The sequence below is a fragment of the Cytobacillus gottheilii genome (assembly GCF_001636345.1).
GTDB classification, from domain to species: domain Bacteria; phylum Bacillota; class Bacilli; order Bacillales; family Cytobacillaceae; genus Cytobacillus; species Cytobacillus gottheilii.
Genome location: NZ_KV440945.1, coordinates 137,927 through 163,002, shown reverse-complemented (window position 1 = coordinate 163,002; position 25,076 = coordinate 137,927). Strand labels below are relative to the sequence as shown.

The following is a 25,076-nucleotide window of genomic DNA, read 5'->3' as shown; positions in this document are numbered from 1 at the left end:
TGGAGGTTTAATAACTATGCGTGGAATGGGTAATATGCAAAATATGATGAAGCAAATGCAAAAGATGCAAAAGAAAATGGCCGAGGCTCAAGAAGAGCTGGGAGAAAAAAGAATTGAAGGAACAGCTGGCGGCGGCATGGTAACTGTCATTGTTTCAGGTCACAAAGAAGTGCTTGAAGTGAATATTAAGGAAGAGGTTGTTGATCCAGAAGATATCGAAATGCTTCAGGATTTAGTATTGGCAGCAACAAATGACGCTTTAAAGAAAGCGGATGAGCTGACAAATTCAACAATGGGCCAATTCACAAAAGGAATGAACCTGCCAGGAATGTTCTAATGATATAACAGGCGCCGCAGCCAGAGGTTTACTAAGCAATTTACCTCGATTCGTGCGGCGCTGTTTTATTACATTTGAAAAATCAGTGCAATTTCTTATTATAATGATAAAAAAGATAAGAATAGTGTTTAGCTCCAGCGACTAGCCTCTCTTAGGGTCTAAGCGAGTCCAGAAAAAGGTCAAAGTACGCCTGCTGTCTGGTTCGTCTTATCCCTTGTACTTGTCGGGGCAGAGGCAGGCGCTTGTGCTTTTCTATATAGGAGGATATTATGCATTATCCTGAACCAATATCAAAGCTAATAGATAGTTTTATGAAATTACCGGGAATTGGGCCAAAAACAGCAGCTCGTCTTGCCTTTTACGTATTGAATATGAAGGAAGACGTCGTACTCGATTTTGCTAAAGCGCTTGTTAATGCAAAACGGAACTTGAGCTACTGTTCTGTTTGCGGCCATATTACAGACCAGGATCCATGTTATATTTGTGAGGATCAGCGTCGGGACCGAACATTGATTTGTGTTGTTCAAGATCCTAAAGATGTCATTGCTATGGAAAAGATGAAAGAATTTAATGGTCTCTACCATGTACTCCATGGAGCGATTTCTCCAATGGATGGAATTGGGCCAGAGGATATAAATATCCCTGATTTACTAAAAAGGCTTCAGGATGATACTGTCCAAGAGGTTATACTGGCTACAAACCCAAATATTGAAGGAGAAGCAACAGCCATGTATATCTCCAGACTTTTAAAACCATCGGGCATTAAGGCAACACGAATTGCTCACGGCTTGCCAGTCGGCGGCGATTTGGAATATGCCGACGAAGTAACGCTGTCAAAAGCGCTTGAAGGAAGAAGAGAAGTTTAAATCTGGAGGAATGAACATGTTTTTTCGTAAAAAGGGCTGGCTTCGGAAGGAATATGATGAAAAGCTGCTGCTTCAAATAGAAGAATTAAAGTCCAATTGGAAAAATCAAAGTACCCTTGTTGAGAAAAGCTTTGATATCACCGAAGAAGCAATTAGTGATGCTAAGCTGGCAGAAGCTAAATATTTTTTTCTATTTAAAGAAGCAAAAAAAAGAAACGTAACAGTTAGATATTAAATCTGTAATTGACCACTGCTCTCAGGTCTATTTGTATAAATTAAACATAAATTTAATAGTACAAGTTGTATGAGAGGAGAGATTAGAATTATGGATCCGATTATTGTTATCTCGGTCCTGGGAGGACTGGTTTTATTAGTTCTCTTAATGGGAGCTCCAATGAAGCCTGTCCGATTTATTGGACAAAGCTTTGTTAAACTATTAATAGGAGCACTCTTTTTATTTTTTCTAAATGCTTTTGGAAATCAGTTTGGCATTCATGTACCCATTAACCTGGTTACCTCTGCAATATCTGGATTTTTAGGTATTCCAGGTCTATTTTCTTTAGTAGCGATCCAAACTTGGGTGCTTTAATATTGAAGAGCTGAAGAGTTTTAGTCCTCTTCGGCTTTTTTTATGTAAAGATAGTATTATATTTCATCTATATAGCGTCAAAAAGGTGACTTTAACTTTCCTGTATTTATATAGGAATTTATTCAGCTATCTCAAACTTCACCATGTAAAATAATAAGTATTTAACTTTAATATGTTTGATTTTAAAAAAAAGATAAAAATAGTGTTGACTTTGCCTATACACGCTGATATTATATTAAGAGTCGTCACAACGACGCATACTCGGCTTTGAAAAGACATTAAAAAAAGATGTTGACAAAACGGGTTGATAAATGATATATTAATAAAGTCGCCTCCGAGCGGCGGAGTTAATAAAATTGCTCTTTGAAAACTGAACGAACAATAAAACGTCAACGTTTAAAAAAAGATTCTTCGGAATCAACAATGTACATTATGTACACAAGAGCTAATCAACTCTTTCTTGGAGAGTTTGATCCTGGCTCAGGACGAACGCTGGCGGCGTGCCTAATACATGCAAGTCGAGCGGACAGATGGGAGCTTGCTCCCTGAAGTCAGCGGCGGACGGGTGAGTAACACGTGGGCAACCTGCCTGTAAGACTGGGATAACTTCGGGAAACCGGAGCTAATACCGGATAATGCTTTTGGACTCATGTCCTTAAGCTGAAAGATGGTTTCGGCTATCACTTACAGATGGGCCCGCGGCGCATTAGCTAGTTGGTGAGGTAACGGCTCACCAAGGCAACGATGCGTAGCCGACCTGAGAGGGTGATCGGCCACACTGGGACTGAGACACGGCCCAGACTCCTACGGGAGGCAGCAGTAGGGAATCTTCCGCAATGGACGAAAGTCTGACGGAGCAACGCCGCGTGAGTGATGAAGGTTTTCGGATCGTAAAACTCTGTTGTTAGGGAAGAACAAGTACCGGAGTAACTGCCGGTACCTTGACGGTACCTAACCAGAAAGCCACGGCTAACTACGTGCCAGCAGCCGCGGTAATACGTAGGTGGCAAGCGTTGTCCGGAATTATTGGGCGTAAAGCGCGCGCAGGCGGTCCTTTAAGTCTGATGTGAAAGCCCACGGCTCAACCGTGGAGGGTCATTGGAAACTGGGGGACTTGAGTGCAGAAGAGGAGAGTGGAATTCCACGTGTAGCGGTGAAATGCGTAGAGATGTGGAGGAACACCAGTGGCGAAGGCGACTCTCTGGTCTGTAACTGACGCTGAGGCGCGAAAGCGTGGGGAGCGAACAGGATTAGATACCCTGGTAGTCCACGCCGTAAACGATGAGTGCTAAGTGTTAGAGGGTTTCCGCCCTTTAGTGCTGCAGCAAACGCATTAAGCACTCCGCCTGGGGAGTACGGCCGCAAGGCTGAAACTCAAAGGAATTGACGGGGGCCCGCACAAGCGGTGGAGCATGTGGTTTAATTCGAAGCAACGCGAAGAACCTTACCAGGTCTTGACATCCTCTGACACTCCTAGAGATAGGACGTTCCCCTTCGGGGGACAGAGTGACAGGTGGTGCATGGTTGTCGTCAGCTCGTGTCGTGAGATGTTGGGTTAAGTCCCGCAACGAGCGCAACCCTTGATCTTAGTTGCCAGCATTCAGTTGGGCACTCTAAGGTGACTGCCGGTGACAAACCGGAGGAAGGTGGGGATGACGTCAAATCATCATGCCCCTTATGACCTGGGCTACACACGTGCTACAATGGATGGTACAAAGGGCTGCAAGACCGCGAGGTTTAGCCAATCCCATAAAACCATTCTCAGTTCGGATTGCAGGCTGCAACTCGCCTGCATGAAGCCGGAATCGCTAGTAATCGCGGATCAGCATGCCGCGGTGAATACGTTCCCGGGCCTTGTACACACCGCCCGTCACACCACGAGAGTTTGTAACACCCGAAGTCGGTGGGGTAACCTTTTGGAGCCAGCCGCCTAAGGTGGGACAGATGATTGGGGTGAAGTCGTAACAAGGTAGCCGTATCGGAAGGTGCGGCTGGATCACCTCCTTTCTAAGGATGAAATGAAGTTTATCTTCATTAAAAGACGTCTTTATTTGTTCGTTCAGTTTTGAGAGAGCAATCTCTCATTATAACTTGTTCCTTGAAAACTAGATAATGCAATAGAAGAAGATTACCAAGTAATCGCCATCTTAGTTTTTTCTCTCTTATTTATTTTAAGTAAGAGTAATAACCACGAGCGTAAAAAGTATGTGTTACCAACTCATCTTTTTACCAAACCGTGAGGGAAGCGAGAAGCAAGTAGATCAAGGAAGCGACCGAACGAGCACCGGAACGTACGAAGTTGGTACGTGAGGAGCACAGTGAGAGAGCTGACGCAGAGATACGCCGCTTATCGATTTCCGAACATTGGTTAAGTTAGAAAGGGCGCACGGTGAATGCCTTGGCACTAGGAGCCGATGAAGGACGGTACTAACACCGATATGCTTCGGGGAGCTGTAAGTAAGCTTTGATCCGGAGATTTCCGAATGGGGGAACCCATCATCCGTAATGGGATGATATCTTTACCTGAATACATAGGGTATTGAAGGCAGACCCGGGGAACTGAAACATCTAAGTACCCGGAGGAAGAGAAAGCAAACGCGATTCCCTGAGTAGCGGCGAGCGAAACGGGATTAGCCCAAACCAAGAGGCTTGCCTCTTGGGGTTGTAGGACACTCTACACGGAGTTACAAAGGAACGAGGTAAGTGAACAGGTCTGGAAAGGCCGGCCAGAGAAGGTAAAAGCCCTGTAGTTGAAACTTCGTTCCCTCCAGAGTGGATCCTGAGTACGGCGGGACACGAGAAATCCCGTCGGAAGCAGGGAGGACCATCTCCCAAGGCTAAATACTCCCTAGTGACCGATAGTGAACCAGTACCGTGAGGGAAAGGTGAAAAGCACCCCGGAAGGGGAGTGAAATAGTTCCTGAAACCGTGTGCCTACAAGTAGTCAGAGCCCATTTACGGGTGATGGCGTGCCTTTTGTAGAATGAACCGGCGAGTTACGATTACATGCAAGGTTAAGTTGATAAGACGGAGCCGCAGCGAAAGCGAGTCTGAATAGGGCGAATGAGTATGTGGTCGTAGACCCGAAACCAGGTGATCTACCCATGTCCAGGTTGAAGTTCAGGTAACACTGAATGGAGGACCGAACCCACGCACGTTGAAAAGTGCGGGGATGAGGTGTGGGTAGCGGAGAAATTCCAATCGAACTTGGAGATAGCTGGTTCTCTCCGAAATAGCTTTAGGGCTAGCCTCATGTAGTAAGAGTCTTGGAGGTAGAGCACTGTTTGGACTAGGGGCCCTCATCGGGTTACCGAATTCAGACAAACTCCGAATGCCAAAGACTTATCCATGGGAGTCAGACTGCGAGTGATAAGATCCGTAGTCAAGAGGGAAACAGCCCAGACCACCAGCTAAGGTCCCAAAGTATACGTTAAGTGGAAAAGGATGTGGAGTTGCTTAGACAACCAGGATGTTGGCTTAGAAGCAGCCACCATTTAAAGAGTGCGTAATAGCTCACTGGTCGAGTGACTCCGCGCCGAAAATGTACCGGGGCTAAACGTATCACCGAAGCTGTGGATGGACACCATTAGGTGTCCGTGGTAGGAGAGCGTTCTAAGGGCGTTGAAGCTAGACCGTAAGGACTGGTGGAGCGCTTAGAAGTGAGAATGCCGGTATGAGTAGCGAAAGATGGGTGAGAATCCCATCCACCGAATGCCTAAGGTTTCCTGAGGAAGGCTCGTCCGCTCAGGGTTAGTCGGGACCTAAGCCGAGGCTGAAAAGCGTAGGCGATGGACAACAGGTTGATATTCCTGTACCACCAAAATCCGTTTGAGTGATGGGGGGACGCAGGAGGATAGGGTAAGCGCGCTGTTGGATTAGCGCGTCCAAGCAGTTAGGCTGCAAGTGAGGCAAATCCCGCTTGCATACGGCTGAGCTGTGACGGCGAGGGAAATATAGTACCGAAGTTCTTGATTCCACACTGCCAAGAAAAGCCTCTAGCGAGGATTAGGTGCCCGTACCGCAAACCGACACAGGTAGGCGAGGAGAGAATCCTAAGGTGAGCGAGAGAACTCTCGTTAAGGAACTCGGCAAAATGACCCCGTAACTTCGGGAGAAGGGGTGCTCATTAGGGTGTTAAAGCCTTGATGAGCCGCAGTGAATAGGCCCAGGCGACTGTTTAGCAAAAACACAGGTCTCTGCGAAGCCGCAAGGCGAAGTATAGGGGCTGACGCCTGCCCGGTGCTGGAAGGTTAAGAGGAGGGGTTAGCGCAAGCGAAGCTCTGAATCGAAGCCCCAGTAAACGGCGGCCGTAACTATAACGGTCCTAAGGTAGCGAAATTCCTTGTCGGGTAAGTTCCGACCCGCACGAAAGGCGTAACGATCTGGGCACTGTCTCAACGAGAGACTCGGTGAAATTATAGTACCTGTGAAGATGCAGGTTACCCGCGACAGGACGGAAAGACCCCGTGGAGCTTTACTGTAGCCTGATATTGAATTTTGGTACAGCTTGTACAGGATAGGTAGGAGCCTGAGAAACCGGAGCACAAGCTTCGGTGGAGGCGTCGGTGGGATACTACCCTGGCTGTATTGAAATTCTAACCCGCGCCCCTGATCGGGGCGGGAGACAGTGTCAGGTGGGCAGTTTGACTGGGGCGGTCGCCTCCTAAAAAGTAACGGAGGCGCCCAAAGGTTCCCTCAGAATGGTTGGAAATCATTCGTAGAGTGTAAAGGCACAAGGGAGCTTGACTGCGAGACCTACAAGTCGAGCAGGGACGAAAGTCGGGCTTAGTGATCCGGTGGTTCCGCATGGAAGGGCCATCGCTCAACGGATAAAAGCTACCCCGGGGATAACAGGCTTATCTCCCCCAAGAGTCCACATCGACGGGGAGGTTTGGCACCTCGATGTCGGCTCATCGCATCCTGGGGCTGTAGTCGGTCCCAAGGGTTGGGCTGTTCGCCCATTAAAGCGGTACGCGAGCTGGGTTCAGAACGTCGTGAGACAGTTCGGTCCCTATCCGTCGTGGGCGCAGGAAATTTGAGAGGAGCTGTCCTTAGTACGAGAGGACCGGGATGGACGCACCGCTGGTGTACCAGTTGTTCTGCCAAGGGCATCGCTGGGTAGCTATGTGCGGAAGGGATAAGTGCTGAAAGCATCTAAGCATGAAGCCCCCCTCGAGATGAGATTTCCCATAGCGTCAAGCTAGTAAGAACCCTGAAAGATGATCAGGTTGATAGGTCAGAGGTGGAAGCGTGGCGACACGTGCAGCTGACTGATACTAATCGTTCGAGGACTTAACCACACAATGGCATTACTTCATTCTTCTTCTGACATTATCTAGTTTTGAAGGAATAACCTTTCTTCAATTAAATAGTCCGGTGGCGATAGCGAGAAGGTCACACCCGTTCCCATCCCGAACACGGAAGTTAAGCTTCTCAGCGCCAATGGTAGTTAGGGGCTGTCCCCTTGTGAGAGTAGGACGTTGCCGGGCAACATGGAAAAGCACATCTGTATAGATGTGCTTTTTTGTAGTTTAAATTCTAAATTGAAGACGACTGTTTAACTTTGAGAAACATTGGAGAGCCAGTGCATGTAGTTGGCATTGGAGGAAGGACCTAAAATGCCGCAAGGTATAGTCTTAAAAATGTAAGTTTGCTCAACATATCTTTTTACCAAACTGTGAGGGAAGCGAGAAGCGAACAGGTCGAGGAATCGATTGAGGAAAGGCCGGAGCGTACGTAGTTGGTACGTGAGGACCTTGACGAGTGAGATGACGAAGAGATGTGAAGGTTATCGATTTCCGAACGATGATAGCGAGAAGGTCATATCCGTCCCTCCCGAACACGGAAGTTAAGCTTCTCAGCGCCAATGGTAGTTAGGGGCTGTCCCCTTGTGAGAGTAGGACGCTGCCGGGCAAAATTAAAAGCACATCTATATGGATGTGCTTTTTGCGTTCAAAATGAACTATATTATTTAATATGATATTAATCTGACAATATTGAAACCTTATGAAAGTATTTGAGGAGTCGTGACTTTCTTTAATTTAGTTAAGTAATATTTATATTTTGGATTACTTGTGTCAGTCGAAATTAACTCTCTTTCACATTCTGTACAAATAAATGAAGTGTATAAATGTATTCCCCTTACTTTTGCCTGATCACAGATTACGCATACCTTATAATCCTTGCTAGCTAATAGTGTATCCAATTACTCCACCTCCATACACTAATTCTGCCCAAATTTGTTTAAGTAAATACAATTTTTAGAAAATTCATAAGCCCAGGATGCCTACATATCCATTGTATGTTAAAAACCAGGGGGCGGTGTATGTCTAACTCAATTTATTCTAATTTGACTTTGGTTTGCTCCTCTTTTGACGAGTGATTTGTTAGAATAGAGAGTGGATTATTAGATATTAAATTCCGGAGTGTTTAAATGGATCAGAATAGATACCCCATATATGAAACATTATTAAGTCATATAAAGATGAAGCCAATTTCGTATCATGTGCCTGGACATAAAAATGGAATGCTAGTACAAGAGATGAGTTGGAATAATTACTTTTCACATATTTTAAAGCTTGATGTTACTGAGTTGAATGGACTGGATGATCTGCATTCTCCAGAAGGAATGATTAAAGAGGCAGAGCTGCTGCTCACTGATTTTTACAGGACGAAGCAGAGTTACTTCCTAGTTAATGGTTCCACTGTCGGCAATTTGACAATGATCATGGCAGTACTTAAAGAGGATGATGAAGTGCTTGTGCAAAGAAATTGCCATAAGTCTGTTTTGAATGGAATTTCCTTGGTCAAGGCAAGACCAGTATTTTTACAGCCCGATTTTCATGAGGATTGGGGAGTAGCGGGAGGGATATCCTCCTCGGTCGTCGAGGAGGCACTTTCTTTTTATCCACATGCAAAGGCCATCATCCTTACCTATCCTAATTATTATGGGATGATCAATGATTTAGAGTCCATAATAGAGATAGCACATCAGCATAATATACCTGTTCTAATTGATGAAGCACATGGGGCCCATTTTGCTGCTGGCAATCACTTTCCGCCATCTGCAGTAAAGCTGAAGGCAGATGCTGTAGTTCAGTCTGCTCATAAAACGCTTCCAGCTATGACAATGGGTGCTTATTTACACATTAATAGTGACAGGATTGATAAAGGCTCTATCCGAAAATACTTAAGTATTTTACAGTCGAGCAGTCCTTCCTATCCAATTATGGCTTCACTCGATTTAGCAAGGCATTATTTAGCTTCTTTTACAAAAGAGGATGAACAATATACGTTAGAGAAGATTGCATCCTTCAGATCAGAGCTTATGAATATAAAAGGGATCAAACTGCTGCAATTCCAAGATGGCAAGGGAGATCCCTTAAAAATAACCATCCAATCTGAAACAGCTTTAAGCGGTTTTGAGCTGCAAGAGCAGCTTGAAAAAAAGGGAGTATTTACAGAATTAGCTGACCCCTATAACGTATTATTTGTTTTTCCGCTGCTGAAACAGGGAACGGATTTTCCTATGGAACAAACCGTTCAGTTAGTAAAAGAGGCTGTTTCTTCATATGAAATGAACCGTGTAAAGACGGAGAAACCTAAATTTCGTAAAACTTCCATTACAAAAGTAGAATTAAATGAAGAACAAATGAAAAAGATGCATTCAGCAGAAGTTCCACTTTCAATGGCTGTTGGTCAAATAAGTGCTCAAATGGTTATCCCATATCCGCCAGGAATCCCTTTATTGTACCCTGGTGAGAGGATTACTGAGGATGATCTCAACCTCTTAAGATTGCTGTTGGATAAGGGTGCAAGATTTCAGCAAGGAGAGAATTTAATCAAAGGGTTTATTACTATATATAAATAAGAAACAACTGGGGGTTACTAAATGGAAAATGGGATTTTTATAACAGCAGAAGGGCCTGAGGGCGCTGGAAAAACAACCGTCATTACCATGCTGGCTGAAAGCTTGAAGGCGGATGGATATCAGGTCATGTATACTCGTGAGCCTGGCGGAATTGAAATTGCAGAGCAGATCAGAAGTGTTATACTGGATACAAATAATACGAGCATGGATGCCCGGACAGAAGCGCTTCTTTATGCTGCAGCAAGAAGGCAGCATCTAGTTGAAAAAGTCATACCCGCAATGGAAAAAGGGTATATCATTCTTTGTGACCGCTTTATTGACAGCTCCCTTGCTTACCAGGGATATGCAAGAGGTCTTGGCATGGAAAATGTCCTTACAATTAATCAATTTGCGATTGAAAACATGATGCCATCTTTAACACTTTACTTTGATGTGGAGTCAGAGACAGGTCTTGCACGAATAAATCAACATAAAGATAGAGAAGTAAATCGGCTGGATTTAGAGACTCTTCAATTTCATCATTTGGTTAGGGAAGGTTATCATAAGCTTGTTCAAGCCTATCCAGACAGAATTCAGGTGATTGATGCAGGCAAGTCACTTGAAGAAGTCTTTAGCGAAGCCAAAAAAGCGGTTATTAAAAAAATTTCTGCGCAGTAATACATTCTTTTTTTTACCAGCTCTTTTACATGCGCAAATAATTGCTATAATAAGATAAAGTGATAAGAAATGAAGGGGGATTGCAAGGTGAAGCTCATATTAGCTGTAATTCAAGATCAGGACAGTAATAAACTAATGAATGCATTGGTGGATAATAATTTTAGAGCAACGAAACTCGCAAGCACCGGAGGTTTCTTAAAATCTGGAAATACAACGTTTATGATCGGAACAGAAGATATTCGAGTCGATCGTGCTTTACAGATCATAAAAGATAATTGCCAATCAAGGGAGCAATTAGTTGCACCCGTTTCTCCAATGGGCGGGCATGCTGATTCCTATATCCCTTATCCTGTTGAGGTAGAGGTTGGCGGAGCTACCGTGTTTGTACTGCCAGTAGAACAGTTTCACCATTTCTAAAATAGGTGAATCGGGGGTAAATGATGAAAATCAATCAAGATTTGCGCTTGAATTTAGATAAATCAAGACGAGATCATGGTCAGCCAGTTGCATCCTCAACCAGATTTAATGAACTTGTTCAAAAACAAGGACAAAAGATGCAATTTTCACAGCTTCAAGCATTAATGAAGGATATTGATTTAGCAGGTGAACGGCTGGGAAGATCGAGAAATTTTAAAGATATGGCTAAATTTAAAACCTTAGTCAAAAATTTTGTTAAAGAAGCAGTTGATTATGGCATGGAGCTGAAGCAATCCCATAGCTGGAATGAGATGGGGCAAGGAAGAACGCTTAAAATTGTCGAAACCATTGATAAAGAGCTTGCCTTATTAACTGAAGAAGCATTAAACAAAGAAGGAAAGTCCATTGATCTCCTAGGCAAGATTGGGGAAATTAAAGGACTGCTCATTAATTTATATATGTAAGAGAGTGATTTTTTTGGCACAATCGTGGGAGCAATTACAAGAAATACAGCCTGTAGTCTTAAAAATGTTAAAGAATAGCCTCAATAAGAACCGGCTGGCCCACGCTTATTTATTTGAAGGAATGAAAGGGACAGGGAAAAGGGAAGCCGGTATGCTGCTGGCGAAGAGTCTTTTTTGTCTGCAGCCAGAAGATGCTTATGTCCCATGCGAGCAGTGCGTAAATTGCAAAAGAATATCAGCTGGCAATCATCCTGATGTTCATATGATTGAACCGGATGGGCTATCGATTAAGAAACATCAGATTCAGCAATTGCAGGAAGAGTTCTCTAAAACAGGTGTAGAGTCAAAGAAGAAGGTTTATATTATTGCTGGTGCTGATAAAATGACAGTTAATGCAGCAAACAGCTTATTAAAATTTTTAGAGGAACCTCATGCAGAGACGACTGCCATCCTTTTAACAGAACAATTGCAGCAAATGCTGCCTACCATTTTATCACGCTGTCAAATTGTAACCTTCAAGCCATTATCTCCTATAAGAGTTGTCGATCAGCTTGTAGAACGCGGGATTGATCCCATGTTAGCGCCTTTACTTGCACAGATGACGAATAATTTAGAAGAAGCTTTGGCATTAAGTGGAGATGATTGGTTTGTACAAGCAAGAAAAATAGTGTTAAAATTATATGAAGCACTTAGGAAAAACCCTCTTGAGGCCATGGTCGCTCTTCAGGAGAGCTGGTTTTTGCACTTTAAAGAAAAAGAACAGTGTGATAGAGGTTTAGACTTACTACTTCTTTTATTAAGAGATTTATTATATATCCAGCTTGGCAAGTGGAAGCAGGTCGTTTTTCTAAATGAAAAACAGCGTTTAGAAATGTTTGCGCTGCAATCATCAAGCAAAAGGCTGACTGAGCAGATGAGTGCCGTGTTAGAAGCAAAGAGAAAATTGCACGCAAATATGAACACACAGCTCCTAATGGAACAGCTTGTGTTAAAAATGCAGGAGGGATCTACATTTGTATGATGTAACAGGAGTTCGCTTTAAAAAAGCGGGCAAAATCTATTATTTTGATCCCGGAGAACTTCCTATACAAAAGGACGACTATGTTATTGTCGAAACGGTTAGAGGTGTCGAATATGGCAAGGTGGTCATCGCTCCTAAAAAGGTCGATGAGCATGATGTTGTACTGCCTTTAAAAAAGGTCCTTCGTATAGCTGATCAAAAGGATCAAATGATTGTTGAAGAGAACAAACAGGCAGCTGCTGAAGCATATGAGGTTTGCTGTGAGAAAGTAAGCACCCATCAACTAGATATGAAGCTAGTGGATGTAGAATATACATTTGACCGCAATAAGGTGATTTTTTATTTTACAGCAGACGGAAGAGTCGATTTTCGTGAGCTTGTAAAGGATCTTGCGGCTATCTTTAGAACAAGAATTGAATTAAGACAAATTGGTGTACGGGATGAGGCAAAAATGCTGGGCGGCATCGGTCCTTGCGGAAGAATGCTCTGCTGTTCTACATTTTTAGGCGACTTTGATCCAGTATCCATCAAAATGGCGAAAGATCAGAATTTGTCTCTAAATCCTACGAAAATATCTGGATTATGCGGCAGGTTAATGTGCTGCCTAAAATATGAGAATGATGAATATGAAGCAGCAAAAGAGCAGCTCCCAGATATCGGAGAATGGATTGAGACACCTGAAGGCCATGGCAAAGTAGTAGGTTTGAATATTCTTGAACGAATTCTGCAAGTAGATGTTAAGGAGCAGGAACGCGTCCTTGAATTTACACTCGAAGAAATTACGAAACAACAAGGTGCTGTATCGGCTCAATCCACAGATTAATGAGGTGGAATGCTTGGATAAAAAAGAGATATTTGATTCAGTCATTAACATGGAAACGCAAATTGGCCAGTTGTATCAGCAGCTTGGAGAGCTAAAACAGCATTTGGCAGAAATATTAGAAGAGAACAATGCACTAAAGCTAGAAAATGAGCATTTACGTCGCCATATGAACAGCACAGTTGCAAAAGGTGCATCTCAGAAGAAAAAAGCAAAGAACGAACATGAGACAGATGCAGAGAAGCTGGATAAGCTTCTTGATGTTGGCGAAGGCTATGATAATCTTGCAAGACTTTATCAGGAAGGCTTTCACATTTGTAACCTTCATTTTGGCAGCCCTAGAAAAGAAGGAGATTGTCTATTTTGCCTATCTTTTCTTAATAAAAAGTAGTGTGATTACCTTCCTGTTATTAGGAAGGTTTTTTTTACAAATGGCAGTTACATAGTTAATAACCCGGAGGATTTAAATAATGGAATTTTTAAAGGGCGATGAACGCCTGGATTATCTGCTGGCGGAAGATTTAAGAATTATCCAAAGCCCATCTGTGTTTTCTTTTTCATTAGACGCAGTGCTGCTGTCCCGTTTTGTTTATGTGCCGATTCAAAAAGGCAAGCTTATTGATTTATGCAGCGGAAATGGAGTAGTTCCGCTTTTTTTAAGTGCGAGAACAAAAGGAACGATTACAGGAGTGGAAATTCAAGAACGCCTTTATGATATGGCGGTAAGAAGTATAAAATATAATGAGTTAGAAGATCGCCTTAATATGATTCATGGTGACCTGAAAGATATGCCGGCTCAGCTTGGATATGGAAACTATGATGTGGTCACATGCAACCCTCCATATTTTCCGACGCCATCTAATGAAGAAATAAACGAAAATGAACATCTTGCCATAGCCCGGCATGAAATTTATTGTACATTGGAAGATACAATCAAAGTATCCAGCCAGCTCGTAAGACAAGGCGGTAAAGTTGCTTTTGTGCATCGGCCTGGCAGACTAATGGATATCATAACGCATATGAGAGCCTATCAGCTTGAACCAAAGCGGATCCGCTTTGTATACCCGAAAGCAGGGAAGGAAGCCAATACGTTATTGATTGAAGCAATCAAGCATGGAAAGCCAGACCTCAAAATCCTGCCTCCTTTAATCGTTTATGATCAAAATAATGAATACACGGCAGAGGTGCGTGAACTTTTATATGGAGACAACTAGCCATTACTTCTATGTTCTGCATTGTCGGGATGGAAGTCTTTATGCTGGATATACAAATGATTTAGCAAGAAGAGTAAAACAGCATAATGAAGGAAAAGGGGCCAAGTACACACGAGGAAGAGGCCCGGTAGAGCTTGTCTTTTCACAGGCATTTGATAATCAGGGAGATGCTTTGAGGGCAGAATATCAGTTTAAGCAGCTTTCACGGCAAAAAAAGCTTCATTTTATAAAACAAACTGCGCCTATTTCGTGAACGGTGATGGCGCTTATACATAATAGAAGACGGGTGAGATGATGCAACAGCAAAAAAGCTTTCATAATGAAGAACAGAAAGGCATCCTTTATTTAGTTCCAACACCAATCGGCAATTTAGAGGATATGACGTATAGAGCAGTCCGGATTATGAAAGAAGCAGATTTTATTGCGGCAGAGGATACGCGAAATACTAAAAAGCTCTGCAACTACTTTGAAATGACAACGGCGCTGATCAGTTATCATGAACATAATAAGGAAGCGAGCGGCCAAAAAATTGTGGAAAAGCTCAAAGAAGGCTTGAAGATCGCTCTTGTCAGTGATGCGGGTATGCCTGCCATTTCTGACCCTGGCTATGAATTAGTGGCAGCTGCACTGGAAGAGAATATCACCGTTGTTCCACTTCCAGGGGCAAATGCTGGTCTAACTGCACTAATCGCTTCGGGTATTGCCACACAGCCTTTTTACTTCTACGGCTTTTTAGATCGTCAGAAAAAGGTAAAAAGAAAGCAGCTGAGTGAATTGGCAAACATGGAATCAACTATGATTTTTTATGAGGCACCACACCGTTTGAAGGAAACACTGATAATTATGGAAGAACAGCTGGGAGATCGGCAAGTTGTTTTATGCCGTGAGTTAACGAAGAAATATGAAGAGTTTATTAGAGGAAGCTTGTCAGAAGCGGTACAATGGGCAAAAACAGAAGAGGTTCGCGGTGAATTCTGTGTCATTGTTGAAGGCGGTGTGCCTGAAGAAAAGGATACTGCAGCATGGTGGGAGCACATGACAATTGTGGAGCATGTAGAGCACTATATTAATATGAAGGAACTCGCTGTAAAGGATGCAATTAAACAGACAGCCTTAGACCGGCAAATGGCAAAAAGGGATGTTTACCAAGCCTATCATGTTGAAGATCAGTGATTGTGGTGGAAAAACTCTCTTGCAGAATAAAGAAAAAGCTTCTCAAAGTGTTGAGAAGCTTTTTTATCATTATTTAGATGTTTCAAAGTTGCTTTGAATTTCTTGTAAAAGCTGTTCAGCACCTTCACGGCTTAAAATTAATTTACCGCCAGCCAAAGCAAGGTTATCATCAGAAACTTCACCAGTTACTTGGCAAGTCATGTTAGGCTTGTATTTTTTAAGAATGATTTTTTCGTCATCCACATAAATTTCAAGAGCATCTTTTTCTGCGATTCCTAGTGTGCGACGCAATTCAATCGGAATTACCACGCGGCCAAGCTCATCAACTTTACGAACAATACCTGTAGATTTCATTATTGTTTCTCCTCTCAAATCTCCAATTAATTTATGTTTATCTCTCTGTGTTTCGTCATTATTCGACAAAATTCTCTATATTTATATGATACCAGCCATTACCATATTCGTCAATTACTTTATAATGTTTTTATGTGGAAAATTTAGTTAGTCTGATAAAGGCTGATATAGAGCGGATTTCATTAAAAAAGTCTTGAATTAAGTATATATTTATTCCAGTTTATTATCAATCAAATAGTTTTAATTAAGGATAAATATTTTCTCATTCGACAAATTTCTACATTCGCAGGATGGTTTGTCGAACAGGATTTTTTAGTCAATTAAATGTCAAAAAGATAAAACGTTATAGTGCAAGGCTCATTATAGGATCTTTCCTTGCACAATTTCTTATTTTTAGGTATATTTTGTTGATATAAGAGGTAATGCTGACGAGTGTAATAATAAAAATATTTTGTACTGCAAGCTGGAATATAATGAAGAAGAATTTACGGTGCTAGAGCATAAAAAAGAGGGCCGCTTATCATAATAGTGCGTACTTTAGCACATCTCTGACCAAACTGTGCTTCCGCTATTCTTAATTCATCGATATGATAAGGAAGTTCCTTCGTTTCCCGTCTTTTCGGACGGGATTTTTTTGAAAGATGATCGGTAACTTCAAAAGGCAAACCTCGTCAGGTTATAGCCAAATAAAATGTTTGGTTCCCTGTCCATCAGGGTGGTCTTCATTAATAGGAGGTAATAGGAATGGAAGAAAAATTAAAGACGTTTTATTTAACAACGCCGATTTACTATCCAAGCGGAAATCTACATATAGGGCATGCATACACTACCGTTGCAGGTGATGCAATGGCTCGTTATAAGCGTATGCGCGGTTTCGATGTTATGTATTTAACGGGAACAGATGAACATGGTCAGAAAATCCAGGAAAAAGCAGAGGAAAAGGGTGTTACTCCGCAAGCATATGTAGATGAAATTGTGGCTGGCATTCAATCACTCTGGGAGAAGCTTGATATTTCTTATGATGATTTTATTCGAACTACACAGGATCGCCATAAGCAAATTGTAGAAAAAATCTTTTCACAGCTTTTAGAGCAAGGCGATATTTACTTGGGAGAATATGAAGGCTGGTATTGTACGCCGTGTGAATCTTATTTTACTGAACGTCAGCTTGTAGATGGAAAATGCCCTGACTGCGGCAGAGAGGTTCATAAAGTTAAGGAAGAATCTTACTTTTTCAAAGTGAGCAAGTATGCTGACCGACTGCTGAAATATTATGAGGAAAATCCAAGCTTCATTCAGCCTGAATCGCGTAAAAATGAAATGATTAATAACTTTATTAAACCTGGTCTGGAGGATTTGGCTGTTTCAAGAACAACGTTTGACTGGGGAGTGAAGGTTCCTGAAAATCCAAAGCATGTTGTATATGTTTGGATTGATGCTTTGTCAAACTATATAACAGCTCTAGGTTATGGAACAGAGGATGACCGGAAATATTTAAACTATTGGCCAGCAGATGTTCATCTGGTTGGGAAGGAAATTGTCCGCTTCCATACTATTTATTGGCCGATTATGCTGATGGCTCTAGACTTGCCGCTGCCTAAAAAAGTTTTTGCCCACGGCTGGCTTTTAATGAAAGACGGTAAAATGTCTAAATCAAAAGGAAATGTTGTGGATCCGGTTACATTAGTTGATCGATATGGTCTTGATGCGCTTCGCTATTACTTGCTTCGTGAAGTTCCTTTTGGAGCGGATGGGGTATTCACACCTGAAGGCTTTGTTGAGAGAATTAATTTTGACTTAGCTAATGATTTAGGGAATCTTCTTAACCGTACAGTTGCGATGGTTAATAAATACTTTGATGGTGTCATCCCAGCCTATAATGGGTCTACTGGTGAATTCGATCAGCTTCTTCTTCAAATGAATGAAGAAACGGTAGAAAAGTATGAAGCAGCAATGGAGAGAATGGAGTTCTCTGTAGCCTTAACAGCCTTATGGCAGCTTGTTAGCAGAACCAATAAATACATTGATGAAACAAAACCATGGGCTCTTGCAAAAGAAGAAGGAAAGAAAGAAGAGTTAGGCAATGTGATGTATCATCTTGCTGAATCTTTGAGAAGAATTGCTGTCCTTCTACAGCCTTTCCTTACACAAACACCGGTTAAAATCTTTAATCAGCTGAATGTTAATACCCCAGAACTAACATCATGGGAAAGTCTCGAAGGTTTTGGAAAAATTTCTGCTGAAACAAAGGTTGAGAAGGGAGAGCCGATCTTCCCTCGTTTAGAACTGGAAGAGGAAGTTGGTTATATTAAGGAAAAGATGCAAGGAAGCGCTCCTGCTCCGGAAGAGAAGAAAACGGAAGAGAAAACAGAAGATAAGCCGGACAGTGAAGAAATTACGATCGATGATTTTATGAAGGTCGATTTGCGTGTTGCCCAGGTTATTCAAGCTGATCCTGTTAAAAAAGCTGATAAGCTCTTAAAGCTGCAGCTGGATTTAGGGTATGAAAAGCGTCAAGTTGTCTCAGGGATCGCTCAGTTTTATAAACCAGAAGATTTAGTTGGCCGAAAAGTTGTTTGTGTAACGAATTTGAAGCCAGTTAAATTGCGCGGTGAATTGTCAGAGGGAATGATTCTTGCTGGAAGTAAGAATGGAGAATTATCTCTTGCAACAATTGCCGAGGCATTGCCGCTTGGCGCACGGGTAAAATAAATCTATTTTTCATTAGGACATAGAAGAGCCGCTGATTTTCAGCAGGCACTTCTATGTTTTCTTACAATTATAGAAGTAATTATCATATGGGACTTAATTGTTACAAAAAATAAATTTTCACGAAATGGCTCTGAACAAACTATAAAATTTATTGATAAATGGTTTTTTAGAATATTATATTTAACTAGCTATTTGAAGATTAATTTCATTTACTTGAGTTAGCCTTTTCTTAATCTTTATATGTTTAATATTTGAAAGAGCAATTGACTATGTTTTGAAGGATAAAAACTTTTATATTCTACTATAGTAAAAATCGCTGTTATACAATTGAAATAATTGTTATGGAATTTAAAAATATGACAATAAGGGGAATTCTTATGTATTTTGATACACATGTACATTTAAATGCTGAACAATTTGAAGATGATCTGCAGGAGGTAATTGACCGAGCAGTTGAAGAAGGTGTCACAAATATGGTCGTTGTAGGTTTTGATCGCCCGACCATTAAGAAGGCAATGGAGCTTGTTGAAAAATATGACTTCTTATATGCGAGTGTTGGCTGGCATCCTGTTGATGCTATTGATATGACTGATGAAGATCTCCTTTGGATTGAAAAACTTTCTGCTCATCCAAAAGTAGTTGCTTTAGGAGAGATGGGACTCGATTATCATTGGGATAAATCTCCAAAGGAAATACAAAAAGAAGTGTTTCGCAAGCAGATTCGCCTTGCAAAAAAAGTGGGACTGCCAATCGTCATCCATAATCGTGAGGCAACAGCGGATATTGTAGCGATTTTAAAAGAGGAAGAGGCAGCAGAAGTAGGAGGCATCATGCATTGCTTTAGCGGAAGTGCGGAAACGGCACAGGAATGTGTGGAAATAAACTTTCTCATTTCATTAGGGGGACCTGTAACATTTAAAAATGCGAAGAAGCCAAAAGAAGTAGCTGAGGTCATCCCGCTGGAAAAATTATTGATTGAAACAGACTGCCCGTTTTTAGCGCCACACCCGTACCGCGGCAAACGCAACGAACCGAGTTATGTGACTCTTGTAGCGCAGGAAATTGCTGAGATTAAAGAAATTTCTGTACATGAAGTTGCGAAAGCTACAACCGACAATGCAAAAAAACTATTCGGCATAAATTGATAGCAAAGGCTGTCGACATTTGGATAAGCTTGTCCGATTTTTTTCTAATTCTAAAAAGTTCTACATGTCTCATTGTCAACATAGGATAACCATGTCGATAACTCTCTCTTTTCTTTCTCTTTCTTTTTTTGCATAATAGGATATACGTTATCAGGCAAGTTTGTAAAATAAGGGAAGTTAGGCGTTGATCTGAAGGAGATTTACAATCTGGAGGTGAAAATGAAGGAGTCACTTTTGCTGATTTTTGCTTTCAAAGCTGGAGTTTTTTCGTGGAAAGGAGGAGCCCAACCGGTCTTCTATACCTATTTTTATGAAAGATGAACTTTTCCTTTAAAAATCTGGATCAAACGCCCGAACCTTTCAAACTGGAAAAGAGAAAGAGTTGACAGCCTGAGAGATTGTCTATATAATCACTCCGAGAGAAAAGGAGGCGTTTTTCATCGTGATACAAAACATGAAAAACCTGTTATCCGAGTCTTTGAGTAAAAAAAAGCTGGCCATTATTTCTGCTAGTTTTATAGTATTTGCAGCAGCCTTTGGATTTGTTATTTTTGAAATGACAAAAAAGTCCGTTGTGCTGACGCTTGATGGCCGTGAAGAAATCATCAAAACACATGCAGATACCATCAATGAAATATTTGATGATATGGATATAACATTACGCTCAGAAGATTACGTGTTTCCCTCGGTTAACACAAAGGTTGAGAATGATTTAGAAGTAATATGGAATCCTGCTAATGAGATTGAACTTGTGAATGGCAGTGAAACAAAATCCGTTTGGTCCGCAGCTGAAACAGTTGGCGAGTTCCTAAAGGAACAAAACATTGAGATCACAGAGCATGACCAGGTAGAACCAAAGCAGGAAGAAAAGATTACAGGAAATACAGCTATTCAGATTGAAAAAGCATTTTCTTTAACCCTGGCAAATGGCGGGGAAGAAAAGAAGGTTTGGTCAACTTCGACTACGGTCGCTGACTTTTTATCACAGCAGGGTATTGAGCTGAAAGAATTAGATCGTGTTGAGCCAAATTTGGAAGAGACAGTCAAAGCAGATGACACTATAAAAGTCATTCGAGTTGAAAAAGTCACCGATGTAGTGGAAGAACCAATAAATTTTGCAGTTGTGACAAAAAAGGATGACAGCTTGAACAGAGGTTCTGAGAAAGTTGTTACACAAGGTCAAGAAGGTCTCGTATCAAAACAATTCGAGATCATCAAAGAGAATGGGAAAGAAATTTCCCGCAAGCTGATAAGCGAGAAAACGCTCAAAGAAAAACAAGATAAAGTGGTTGCTGTCGGTACAAAAGTAGCTGCTGCAACGAAGGTTGTCTCTCGCGGCAGCAGTGCACCTGCTGGCGGTAAAGAGATGTATGTCAGCTCTACTGCTTATACGGCGGGCTGTAATGGCTGTTCCGGTTACACAGCTACGGGCATTAACTTAAAAGCGAACCCGAATGTAAAGGTAATCGCAGTTGATCCTAGTGTCATTCCATTAGGCACAAAGGTATATGTTGAAGGATATGGGTACGCAGTGGCAGCTGATACAGGCTCTGCGGTTAAAGGAAACAAGATTGATGTTTTCTTTGCTAATAAATCTGACGCCTATCGCTGGGGACGCAAATCTGTCAAAATAAAAATACTGAATTAACCACATTGCAGGGGATTTTTATCCTCTGCTTTTTTATGCTTTTCGAAGGATGAGCTTTATGCTCGAGGTCATTGCTTTCTTTTGTTTCCTTATATTTTCATATATAATAAATAGCATTGGAAAAAAATCTTGGTATATATATAGACGATTCACATTACAAAAATGTTTCATTTATTTTTCAATTATTTTATTTTTTTAATTTTAAAGAGGAGCATTTATGAAAATCAAAGAAATTATTGTCGTAGAGGGCAAGGACGACACTGTTGCTATAAAAAGAGCCCTTGAGGCTGATACTATTGAGACAAATGGCTCTGCCATTAATAAAGATACGCTGGAAAGAATTAAACATGCCCAGGAAGCAAGAGGAGTGATTGTGCTTACAGATCCTGATTTTCCTGGTCAAAAGATCCGACAAATCATCAGTGAATACGTCCCAAACTGCAAGCATGCGTTTATTGAGAAAAGCGCAGCCATTGAAAAGCTGGGCAGAGGAGTAGGAGTCGAGCATGCATCACCAGACGTCATCCGTGAGGCACTGAAGCATGCTCATATGATGACCCAAATCGTACAAATAGACATTACTCAGGCTGATCTGCTTGAAGCGGGACTAATTGGCGGTCCCAGGGCAAAGGAGCGCCGTGAGAAGCTGGGCAGGCTGCTTAAGATTGGCTATACGAATGGAAAGCAGCTTCATAAAAGGCTTACCATGTTTTCTGTGAAGAAGGAAGATTTTGAACGTGCGATAGAAGCAATCAGCCAGGAGGATAATCATGAATAAAGATATAGCGACACCGGTTAGAACGAAGGCGATCTTAGATAAATATGGCTTTTCTTTTAAAAAGAGTCTGGGTCAGAACTTCTTAATTGATACGAATATATTGAAGCGGATTGTTGATCATGCGGAACTAACGGAAACTTCAGGTGCAATTGAAATTGGTCCCGGCATTGGTGCGCTGACAGAACAGCTGGCACGAAGAAGTGCCAAAGTGCTTGCATTTGAAATTGATCAGCGGCTGCTGCCAATCCTGGAAGATACATTGTCTCCATACGAAAATAAAAAAATTATTAATAGTGACATATTAAAAGCGGATGTAAATAAGGCAATTGCAGAAGAATTTGCTGGTTTAGATGATATTATGGTGGTTGCAAACCTCCCGTATTATGTTACAACGCCGATTATTATGAAACTGCTTGAGGACAAGCTGCCCATTAGAGGTATTGTATGTATGCTGCAAAAAGAAGTGGCAGACCGTATAGCGGCTAAACCTGGTACAAAGGATTATGGCTCCCTATCTATTGCGATACAGTATTATACGGTGGCTGAAACGGTCATGATCGTTCCAAAAACGGTCTTTATGCCACAGCCTAATGTTGACTCAGCTGTCATTCGCCTAATAAAAAGAGAGACACCTGCAGTTGCGGTGAAAAATGAAGAGTTTTTCTTTTTTGTGACAAGGGCAAGTTTTGCTCAAAGACGAAAGACGCTGCTCAATAATTTAACAAGTCAGCTTCCGAACGGCAAAGAGAAGAAAGAGCAAATTCTTTCTGCGTTGGAACAAGTGGAAATTGATCCTGGCAGAAGAGGAGAGACCCTTTCAATTGAGGAGTTTGGAAAGCTAAGTGATGCCCTTTACCCCCATTTTGAGGGCCAGCTGTAAGGAAATCTGATTTAAAAAGCCTGCTTTTTTTGCAGGCTTTTTTTGTTATCTTACTCTATGATGAATGCTGCCGGAAAAAGCATGTGAAGAGCGCTCTCAGCTGCTTGAAACAAGGCCGTGGTTAATTATTATCTTTGAAAGGAATGGCGGGAAGAATCATTTAAACATTCATTTTAAAAGGAGAAGCCAGAAGGAACGAGTAAAAGAGGTGATCAGGGAATTACTGAGTCCATTCATTTCTGTTCATCAATATTAAAAGGCATCCCCGTCCTTAATACTCCTCTTGTTTCTATGCCTCCAATTCCTCTTTCGCCGGTTAAGGTATTACGGAGGACATCCCATACATTAATTCTCTCCATAAAGGGTGTGTAGCTTATTTTGGCTACAATATAGACTGGATCAAGGGCATGTATGTTGACTCTTGAAGGGGAGCTGGCAAAGTTCGCTCCAGCATGAATAAGAGACTCAAAATGAGATTGGCATGCTCCGGCAAATATGACAAGCTGATCTAAATGCGGAACTTTTTTGCGGGCTTCTCGTACTGTCTGTACAAAATGCTTTGAATGTCTGTAAGCGTTAATATCTGTTTTGCTGCCTTTTGCTTTTGAATAAGCATCATGGCCTGTAATGACAAGAATATCAGGTCTATAATACTCAACAAGCTCACCGATCTTTAGAGGCATTTCTTTTTCTGTTGAATGTATACCAGTGACGGGAACACCGATTTTTTCATATAAGGACAAGCACTTCTTTAAATAAGCAGGATCGCCATCAAGATGAAGAACTTTACCTGGCAGCTGAAAATAGTTATATGATTTGCTGTAGCTGTCTGTTGCTGTATATTCCTGCTTCTGCTTAATCAGATCAACATCCTGGCGGAATAAGTGGTACGATTGTTCTTCGAGAGAACGGTATTCCTGTTCTTTTCTCATCCGGTCCGGAGCACTAATCATAATTAAGTCTTCATAAGGTGCATCAGCAATTAAGCGAACATCCTCTCCGTACAAAATGGCTAGCTTCTGTCCGCCTTCTTCTTTAATATCGATGACGCGAAACATAATATCACAATTGTATGATACCCTCCCGACGATATCCATCATATTTATAGTCAAATGTCGTCACTCCAATTAGGCATTTCGTTACAATAACGTTTCTGACATAAACTATGCACTTGGCTTGTGACTTGTGCCTGCAAAGTTGAAGGCAGTAGCTCTGCTGCGAATTTAATATAAAAAAATCTAAAAAAGTGTACATATTCACTTTGATGATGGGATATCCTAAGAAATGTTGAAATTCAACAGAAAAAGAAGAAAAAAATATATTGACATACATTTTGAAATCCTGTTATAATTTATATTTTTATTTGACTATTTTGTGTCAGCGTGATATACTTTACATAGTGAGGTGGACCGAATGGCAAAAACATTAACGGATATTAAGAAAGCTCTTGATTCAAATCTTGGAAAAAGGCTATTGCTGAAAGCAAATGGCGGACGGAGAAAGACGATCGAGCGTTCAGGCGTTTTAGCTGAAACATATCCATCAGTATTCGTCATTGAGCTAGACCAGGATGAAAATGCATTTGAACGTGTATCGTACAGCTATGCGGATATACTGACAGAAACGGTTCAAATTACCTTCTATGATGAAACATCAGGACATGTTGCTTTAAGCTGACATTAAATAATGGCTACATCTGAAGCAGTGAACATGGTTTGCTGCTTTTTGCTTTGCCTTTTTATAGAACAGATATATATTGGAGAAAATAGCCTCTTATGAAAACAGAGCAGTGTTTCATACTAAGAATATCGCTGTGTGAAAAAGGAGAGGTTATCTGTGGCCAGAAGAAGAGGAATCATGTCGTATCGGCTGAAAGAAGAAATTGCAAAGGAACTTGGCTTTTATGATACAGTTCAAAAAGAGGGCTGGGGCGGCATTAAAGCTAAGGATGCCGGCAATATGGTAAAAAGAGCAATTGAAATTGCGCAGCAAAATCTTCAGGACAATCGCTAGACATCTCTAGGCTTCACTTACACAGTATTACATCACAATAGCACTGCGATGATAGCCGGGGCTCTTTGCTCCGGCTTATCTTAGAATAAAATGCCTGAAAAATGAACCAGCAATACGG

The 25,076-nt window shown here is 41.5% G+C and carries 24 protein-coding genes and 4 rRNA genes; 25 read left to right on the top strand and 3 right to left on the bottom strand.

Features of this window, described 5'->3' with window-relative positions; all coding sequences use genetic code 11:
* Positions 1-16 precede the first annotated feature (16 nt).
* The 8 genes from A6754_RS00885 (at position 17) to rrf (A6754_RS00850) (ending at position 7,705) form a co-directional block, all read left to right on the top strand.
* Positions 17-337, top strand: coding sequence for a YbaB/EbfC family nucleoid-associated protein (locus A6754_RS00885; RefSeq protein WP_066441824.1), 321 nt, complete (start codon positions 17-19; stop codon positions 335-337).
* Positions 338-606: 269 nt separating this feature from the next.
* Positions 607-1,203 carry a recombination mediator RecR gene (gene recR / locus A6754_RS00880; RefSeq protein ID WP_066441822.1) on the top strand — a complete coding sequence of 199 codons (597 nt, stop codon included), beginning with the start codon at positions 607-609 and terminating at the stop codon, positions 1,201-1,203.
* 16 nt (positions 1,204-1,219) lie between these two features.
* The gene (locus A6754_RS00875) at positions 1,220-1,438 is read left to right on the top strand and encodes a YaaL family protein (RefSeq protein ID WP_066441819.1); all 219 of its coding nucleotides are present in this window, start codon (positions 1,220-1,222) and stop codon (positions 1,436-1,438) included.
* A 90-nt stretch (positions 1,439-1,528) separates the two neighbouring features.
* Positions 1,529-1,792, top strand: coding sequence for a pro-sigmaK processing inhibitor BofA family protein (locus A6754_RS00870; RefSeq protein ID WP_066441817.1), 264 nt, complete (start codon positions 1,529-1,531; stop codon positions 1,790-1,792).
* 457 nt (positions 1,793-2,249) lie between these two features.
* Positions 2,250-3,799 (top strand): 16S ribosomal RNA (locus A6754_RS00865).
* 359 nt (positions 3,800-4,158) lie between these two features.
* Positions 4,159-7,092 (top strand): 23S ribosomal RNA (locus A6754_RS00860).
* A gap of 72 nt (positions 7,093-7,164) precedes the next feature.
* Positions 7,165-7,281, top strand: a 5S ribosomal RNA gene (gene rrf / locus A6754_RS00855).
* A gap of 309 nt (positions 7,282-7,590) precedes the next feature.
* A 5S ribosomal RNA gene (gene rrf, locus A6754_RS00850) occupies positions 7,591-7,705 on the top strand.
* The 16S, 23S and 5S rRNA genes sit together here, the layout of an rRNA operon.
* A gap of 91 nt (positions 7,706-7,796) precedes the next feature.
* On the opposite strand, the gene A6754_RS22225 is transcribed toward rrf (A6754_RS00850), so the two are convergent.
* On the bottom strand, positions 7,797-7,997 hold the full coding sequence (locus A6754_RS22225) for a sigma factor G inhibitor Gin (protein ID WP_082851571.1): 201 nt from the start codon (positions 7,995-7,997) through the stop codon (positions 7,797-7,799).
* A gap of 228 nt (positions 7,998-8,225) precedes the next feature.
* Here A6754_RS22225 and A6754_RS00845 point away from each other — a divergent pair, with 228 nt between their 5' ends.
* The 10 genes from A6754_RS00845 (at position 8,226) to rsmI (ending at position 15,428) form a co-directional block, all read left to right on the top strand.
* Positions 8,226-9,662: an aminotransferase class I/II-fold pyridoxal phosphate-dependent enzyme gene (locus A6754_RS00845; protein WP_066441815.1), complete on the top strand. Its 1,437-nt coding sequence runs from the start codon at positions 8,226-8,228 to the stop codon at positions 9,660-9,662.
* 21 nt (positions 9,663-9,683) lie between these two features.
* Entirely contained in the window at positions 9,684-10,319 is a 636-nt protein-coding gene (tmk, locus tag A6754_RS00840; RefSeq protein ID WP_066441811.1) for a dTMP kinase, read from the top strand.
* 87 nt (positions 10,320-10,406) lie between these two features.
* Entirely contained in the window at positions 10,407-10,736 is a 330-nt protein-coding gene (darA, locus tag A6754_RS00835; RefSeq protein ID WP_066441809.1) for a cyclic di-AMP receptor DarA, read from the top strand.
* A 23-nt stretch (positions 10,737-10,759) separates the two neighbouring features.
* Complete coding sequence (locus tag A6754_RS00830; protein WP_066441808.1) at positions 10,760-11,200, top strand: YaaR family protein; 441 nt, start codon at positions 10,760-10,762, stop codon at positions 11,198-11,200.
* 13 nt (positions 11,201-11,213) lie between these two features.
* Entirely contained in the window at positions 11,214-12,221 is a 1,008-nt protein-coding gene (holB, locus tag A6754_RS00825) for a DNA polymerase III subunit delta' (protein WP_066441807.1), read from the top strand.
* The gene (locus A6754_RS00820) at positions 12,214-13,044 is read left to right on the top strand and encodes a PSP1 domain-containing protein (RefSeq protein WP_066441806.1); all 831 of its coding nucleotides are present in this window, start codon (positions 12,214-12,216) and stop codon (positions 13,042-13,044) included. Before holB ends, A6754_RS00820 begins: the two co-directional genes overlap by 8 nt.
* A 13-nt stretch (positions 13,045-13,057) precedes the next feature.
* Positions 13,058-13,432 carry a DNA replication initiation control protein YabA gene (yabA, locus tag A6754_RS00815; protein WP_066441804.1) on the top strand — a complete coding sequence of 125 codons (375 nt, stop codon included), beginning with the start codon at positions 13,058-13,060 and terminating at the stop codon, positions 13,430-13,432.
* A 79-nt stretch (positions 13,433-13,511) separates the two neighbouring features.
* On the top strand, positions 13,512-14,255 hold the full coding sequence (locus A6754_RS00810; protein ID WP_066441802.1) for a tRNA1(Val) (adenine(37)-N6)-methyltransferase: 744 nt from the start codon (positions 13,512-13,514) through the stop codon (positions 14,253-14,255).
* Positions 14,242-14,508 (top strand): GIY-YIG nuclease family protein, encoded by a 267-nt coding sequence (locus A6754_RS00805; protein WP_066441798.1) that lies wholly within the window; start codon positions 14,242-14,244, stop codon positions 14,506-14,508. Before A6754_RS00810 ends, A6754_RS00805 begins: the two co-directional genes overlap by 14 nt.
* 41 nt (positions 14,509-14,549) lie before the next feature.
* Positions 14,550-15,428, top strand: a complete 879-nt coding sequence (rsmI, locus tag A6754_RS00800; RefSeq protein ID WP_066451226.1) for a 16S rRNA (cytidine(1402)-2'-O)-methyltransferase — start codon at positions 14,550-14,552, stop codon at positions 15,426-15,428.
* 69 nt (positions 15,429-15,497) lie between these two features.
* Here rsmI and abrB read toward each other — a convergent pair whose 3' ends face one another.
* On the bottom strand, positions 15,498-15,782 hold the full coding sequence (gene abrB, locus A6754_RS00795; RefSeq protein ID WP_066441796.1) for a transition state genes transcriptional regulator AbrB: 285 nt from the start codon (positions 15,780-15,782) through the stop codon (positions 15,498-15,500).
* A gap of 744 nt (positions 15,783-16,526) precedes the next feature.
* On the opposite strand from abrB, the gene metG reads away from it, so the two are divergent.
* The 5 genes from metG to rsmA all read left to right on the top strand — a co-directional run bounded on the left by metG (position 16,527) and on the right by rsmA (position 22,945).
* Positions 16,527-18,494 (top strand): methionine--tRNA ligase, encoded by a 1,968-nt coding sequence (gene metG / locus A6754_RS00790; protein ID WP_066441793.1) that lies wholly within the window; start codon positions 16,527-16,529, stop codon positions 18,492-18,494.
* A gap of 377 nt (positions 18,495-18,871) precedes the next feature.
* A complete protein-coding gene (locus tag A6754_RS00785) occupies positions 18,872-19,639 on the top strand; it encodes a TatD family hydrolase (RefSeq protein ID WP_066441792.1) in 768 nt (255 codons plus the stop codon).
* A 454-nt stretch (positions 19,640-20,093) separates the two neighbouring features.
* Positions 20,094-21,287, top strand: coding sequence for a resuscitation-promoting factor (locus A6754_RS00780; protein ID WP_066441790.1), 1,194 nt, complete (start codon positions 20,094-20,096; stop codon positions 21,285-21,287).
* 217 nt (positions 21,288-21,504) lie between these two features.
* Positions 21,505-22,065, top strand: coding sequence for a ribonuclease M5 (gene rnmV / locus A6754_RS00775; RefSeq protein WP_066441788.1), 561 nt, complete (start codon positions 21,505-21,507; stop codon positions 22,063-22,065).
* Positions 22,058-22,945: a 16S rRNA (adenine(1518)-N(6)/adenine(1519)-N(6))-dimethyltransferase RsmA gene (gene rsmA / locus A6754_RS00770; protein WP_066441786.1), complete on the top strand. Its 888-nt coding sequence runs from the start codon at positions 22,058-22,060 to the stop codon at positions 22,943-22,945. Before rnmV ends, rsmA begins: the two co-directional genes overlap by 8 nt.
* A gap of 233 nt (positions 22,946-23,178) precedes the next feature.
* Here the strand turns inward: rsmA and yabG are convergent, their stop codons facing one another.
* Positions 23,179-24,057, bottom strand: coding sequence for a sporulation peptidase YabG (yabG, locus tag A6754_RS00760; RefSeq protein WP_066441784.1), 879 nt, complete (start codon positions 24,055-24,057; stop codon positions 23,179-23,181).
* Positions 24,058-24,358: 301 nt separating this feature from the next.
* On the opposite strand from yabG, the gene veg reads away from it, so the two are divergent.
* Both veg and A6754_RS00750 read left to right on the top strand, forming a co-directional pair.
* Positions 24,359-24,622: a biofilm formation stimulator Veg gene (veg, locus tag A6754_RS00755; protein WP_066441783.1), complete on the top strand. Its 264-nt coding sequence runs from the start codon at positions 24,359-24,361 to the stop codon at positions 24,620-24,622.
* A 159-nt stretch (positions 24,623-24,781) separates the two neighbouring features.
* Complete coding sequence (locus tag A6754_RS00750; RefSeq protein ID WP_066441781.1) at positions 24,782-24,958, top strand: small, acid-soluble spore protein, alpha/beta type; 177 nt, start codon at positions 24,782-24,784, stop codon at positions 24,956-24,958.
* Positions 24,959-25,076: the final 118 nt, after the last annotated feature.